Here is a 4,377-nt window from a genome sequence, read left to right as displayed (position 1 = left end):
CGCCGACTTTATCACGTTTGAATTTTGCGTTGAATTTGATCCAAGGTCTGCCGGATAAATCTAAGGCACATTCGGCACGGCATTCATCCATCGGGAGCACAAAGCCAAAGCGGGCGATGCCGCGTTTGTCGCCAAGGGCTTGTTTCAATGCTTGACCGAGAGCGAGGGCAGTATCTTCCACGCTGTGATGTTCATCGATCCACAAATCGCCATTGCATTGTACGTTCATGCGGAATCCACCGTGAGTGGCGATTTGGTCAAGCATATGGTCGAAGAAACCAACGCCGGTTTTGATATCATTAACCCCGGTTTCATCCAACCATACTTGCACTTTAATATCGGTTTCTTTGGTTTTACGCACCACTTCAGCAATACGAGGTGGGCGGTTGCCGATGTTACTTACCGCTTCGCCCAATAATTTTTCGGCAATCAATTCCCAAGGCATTTGTTGCGAATTATATTGAATAGCACGAATGCCTAAATTTTCGGCTAATTGCACATCGGTTGCCCGATCACCAATGACAAAAGAATGTGCTGGATCGAATAATTTCTTCTCAATATATTTTTTAAGCAGCTTGGTTTGTGGTTTGCGGCATTGGCAATGATCTTCCGGTTTGTGTGGGCAAATCAGCACATCATCAAACTCAATCCCCTGTGATTTGAATAACGCCATCATTGCATTATGCGGTTTATCAAAATCTGCTTGTGGGAAAGAGTCCGTTCCCAAGCCATCTTGGTTTGAAACTATCACAAAACGGTATTTTTCTTTCAGTTTTAGCATTGCTGGAATGACGTTCGGCTCAAATTTGAGTTTTTCAAGGCTATCAATTTGAAAATCAGTTTTTGGCTCATCAATCAAGGTACCATCGCGGTCAATGAAAAGAATCGGTTGCATGGGCTGTTCTCCTGTGTATTAGATTATTTGTTTGATGGCTTCAACCACACGTTCACATTCTTCTTTTGTGCCAACGGTGATACGAATGCAGTCTTGTAAATTTAACGCTTTATTTTGATCGCGCAGAATAATTCCTAAATCCCACAAGGCTTTAAACACTTTTTCGCCATCTTGGCATTTAAAGAGCAAATAATTGGCTTCACTTGGAAAGACTTGTTCTACTTGCGGTAATGCAGCCAGCTGGTCGGCAAGCCATTGACGATTATCCAGAGTGGTTTGCACGCGTTCCTTAACCACGGTCAGATTCGCATCAGCAAGCGCTTGGGCGGCAATATCCGCGCTTGGAACCGGAATCGGATAAGGCGCAATCACTTTGCTCAGAATTTGAATCAACTCTGCATTAGCCAAGACAAAACCACAACGTAACCCTGCCAAGGCAAAGGCCTTAGAAAGGGTGCGGATGATGGCTAAATTCGGATAGTTTTGCAGTTCGTTGGCGAAGGTCGTTTCAGGACAAAATTCAATATAGGCCTCATCAACCACCAAAATCGCCTTGCCGGCGGTCATTTGCAATAATTTGATTAAATCAGACCGCTTGAGCAGATTGCCGGTCGGATTGTTCGGGCTACAAACAAATACCGCTTTCACGCCCTCCAATTGCGCTTCGATGGCTTCCAAATTGAGCTGAAAATCGGCATCGAGAGACACAGTTTTGCAGGTAACATTGGCAGTTTCAGCACTGACTGCATACATGCCGTAGGTGGGAGGGCAGAATAAAATGGCATCCTGTGCGGGTTCACAAAAGGTGCGAATAATCAGCTCAATGCCTTCATCGCCGCCACGGGTGACTAAAACGTTCTCAGCGTTGACTCTGGCATAGGCGGCATAGCCTTCAACCACTGCCTGAGGCTGAGGCTCTGGATAGCGATTTAAGTCTTTACCGGAAAGTTGAAAATTCGGTGAAAGCGGTGATTCGTTTGCATTGAGCCAAATCGTACCGTTGCCGCCCAGTTTGCGGGCGGATTGGTAAGGAATCAATGCTTGGACGTTGGGGCGGGAAAGCTGTGTTGTGTTCATATGTTGTCCTTTTTACGGTTTATTTAAACATAATAAAATCAATGGGTTATGTGTTGTTTTTACAAGAGCTCGGAAATCCGAGGGGGCGTTTGATTTAGCTTACTGCGCATTTAGTTTTGCCAAACGAATGCTGACAGCCTGTTTATGGGCATCTAATTGCTCAGCCTCCGCCATCGCTTCCACAGTTTTTGCCAGATTTTTAAAACCTTCGGGGCTGAGTTCTTGGACGGTCATTCGTTTGCTGAAATCCGCTAAACCAAGACTAGAGTAGGTTTTGGTATAACTATAGGTCGGCAACACGTGGTTGGTACCGCTAGCGTAATCGCCCATGCTTTCCGGGCTGTATGCTCCTAAGAAAATTGAACCAGCATTGTCTAATTCCGGCAAGAGTGCACGGGCGTTTTGGGTTTGTACGATTAAGTGTTCTGGTGCGTATTCGTTGCTGATTGCTACGGCTTGCGCCAAGCTTTCGGCAATAAAAATACGGCTGTGGCCAAGGGCTTTGCTAGCGGTTTCAGCTCGTGGTAAACGTGCTAATTGGCGGGCAATAGCCTGTTCGGCTTGTGCGGCTAATTGCGCATTGGTGGTGACTAAAATCACTTGGCTGTCAGCGCCATGTTCGGCTTGGGAAAGCAGATCGCTGGCGACAAATTCTGGATCTGCCGTTTCATCAGCAATAACCAATACTTCCGATGGCCCAGCTGGCATATCGATGGCAGTACCGCTTTGCACCACTTGGCGTTTGGCCTCAGTCACAAAGGCATTACCCGGGCCGAAAATTTTATCGACCTTAGCCACCGTTTCGGTGCCTTGTGCCATGGCAAAAATAGCTTGTGCACCGCCCACCGCATAAATGGTTTCCACGCCACATAGTTGGGCGGTGTAAAGAATTTCATCGGCAATTGGTGGTGGGGAGCACAGTACAATTTTTTTACAGCCGGCAATTTTTGCCGGAATCGCTAACATCAAAACAGTCGAGAATAATGGTGCTGAACCGCCCGGAATGTATAGTCCCACGCGAGAAATCGGACGGGTAACAACTTGGCAGCGCACGCCGGCTTGGGTTTCGATGTCGATTTCTTGATTTTGTTGTGCTTTGTGGAAGGCTTCAATATTGGCTTTTGCCTGTTGAATCGCTTGCGCAAGTGCCGGGGAAATTCGAGCGCTAGCTGAGGCGATTTCCTCAGGAGAGACAACAAGGCTTGTCAGTTTTACTTTGTCGAATTTTTCGCACAATTCAAACAACGCGTTATCGCCGTTTTGCGCAACATTTTCACGAATGGCATCCACCGCCTGTTTAACGCTTTCACCAACTTTTTGTGCTGGACGGGCAAGCACTTGGCGTTTTTCTTCTTGAGTTAAGTTATTCCAGATTAAAGTTTGCATTTTCTATTTCCTCTTATTTAATTTTCTTTTTCCGTAAATGGAAGCAAGATTGGGTTATTCCATCATCTTCTCTATTGGTAATACCAAAATCGAGCTGGCTCCGATAGCTTTTAATTGCTCCATGGTTTCCCAGAACAGATTTTCTTGGCTGACGACGTGCATCGCGACTTTCGTGCTATCACTGGCTAATGGCAAAATGGTCGGATTTTCAACCCCAGGGAGTAGCGCTGTAATTTGTGTCAGTTTATCCTTTGGTGCATGCAGCATAATGTATTTGGATTCAGAGGCTTGTTGCACACCTTGAATGCGGGTTAGCAAGCGGTCAACCAGTGCTTGTTTTTCTGCATCAAGCGGTTCAGCACGTTGAATTAAGCAGGCTTTAGATCGGTAAATCACTTCAACTTCTTTTAAACCATTGGCTTCTAAGGTTGCACCGGAAGAGACTAAATCGCAAATTGCCGTGGCTAGTCCGGCACTTGGGGCAACTTCTACCGAGCCATTCAGTAAACAGTTTTTAAAAGGAACGCCTTGTTGTTGCATATAGCGGCGTAAAAGGTGTGGATAGGAAGTGGCGATACGTTGATTAGCAAGGGTTTGTACGCCATTGTAAGTTTGATCACGGTCAATGGCGAGAGAGAGGCGACAGCCTCCGAAGTCTAATTGGAGTAGTTTTTTGTAGGCGATGGTTTCACCAGCTGCCAAGCGATCAAGCTCTTCCTCTTCCAAGACATTTTCGCCGATGATACCTAAGTCTACGACACCGTCAAAAATCAACCCAGGGATATCATCATCACGCACACGCAGGATTTCAATCGGTAGGTTTTCCGAATAGGCGATAAGTCGTTGTTCATTCCAATTGATTTTTACCCCGCATTGTTTGAGTAGGGCGGCGCAATCTTGGCTTAAACGGCCTTTTTTCATAATAACGGGTATTACGGGACAGGATGGGGCTTATCTTACCGAGTTCTTGATCAAGAAAGGATATACGGTACACGGTATCAAGCGTCGTTCTTCCATGT

5 protein-coding genes are annotated in these 4,377 nt (G+C 46.1%); 1 reads left to right on the top strand and 4 read right to left on the bottom strand.

What is annotated here, in order from left to right; translation table 11 throughout:
• From hisB to hisG, 4 genes are all read right to left on the bottom strand, one after another.
• Positions 1 to 895 (bottom strand): bifunctional histidinol-phosphatase/imidazoleglycerol-phosphate dehydratase HisB (gene hisB / locus KH943_RS09305; RefSeq protein WP_304110329.1); only part of this gene is annotated, 895 nt, incomplete at its 3' end.
• Between the two features lie 18 nt (positions 896 to 913).
• A complete protein-coding gene (gene hisC / locus KH943_RS09300) occupies positions 914 to 1,972 on the bottom strand; it encodes a histidinol-phosphate transaminase (protein WP_304110328.1) in 1,059 nt (352 codons plus the stop codon).
• Between the two features lie 99 nt (positions 1,973 to 2,071).
• Positions 2,072 to 3,358, bottom strand: coding sequence for a histidinol dehydrogenase (gene hisD, locus KH943_RS09295; RefSeq protein WP_304110327.1), 1,287 nt, complete (start codon positions 3,356 to 3,358; stop codon positions 2,072 to 2,074).
• 54 nt (positions 3,359 to 3,412) lie between these two features.
• On the bottom strand, positions 3,413 to 4,279 hold the full coding sequence (hisG, locus tag KH943_RS09290; protein WP_304110326.1) for an ATP phosphoribosyltransferase: 867 nt from the start codon (positions 4,277 to 4,279) through the stop codon (positions 3,413 to 3,415).
• On the opposite strand from hisG, the gene KH943_RS09285 reads away from it, so the two are divergent.
• Positions 4,215 to 4,377, top strand: a 163-nt coding sequence (locus KH943_RS09285; RefSeq protein WP_368493505.1) for a GDP-mannose 4,6-dehydratase, incomplete at its 3' end; no start/stop codon positions are given. The two genes, hisG and KH943_RS09285, sit on opposite strands and share 65 nt — an antisense overlap.

The sequence above is a fragment of the Haemophilus parahaemolyticus genome, assembly GCF_018373095.1.
In the GTDB taxonomy this organism is placed as follows: Bacteria; Pseudomonadota; Gammaproteobacteria; order Enterobacterales; family Pasteurellaceae; genus Haemophilus_A; species Haemophilus_A parahaemolyticus_A.
The sequence above is the reverse complement of the archived record's forward strand: the minus strand, read 5'-3'. Positions and strand labels throughout refer to the sequence as shown.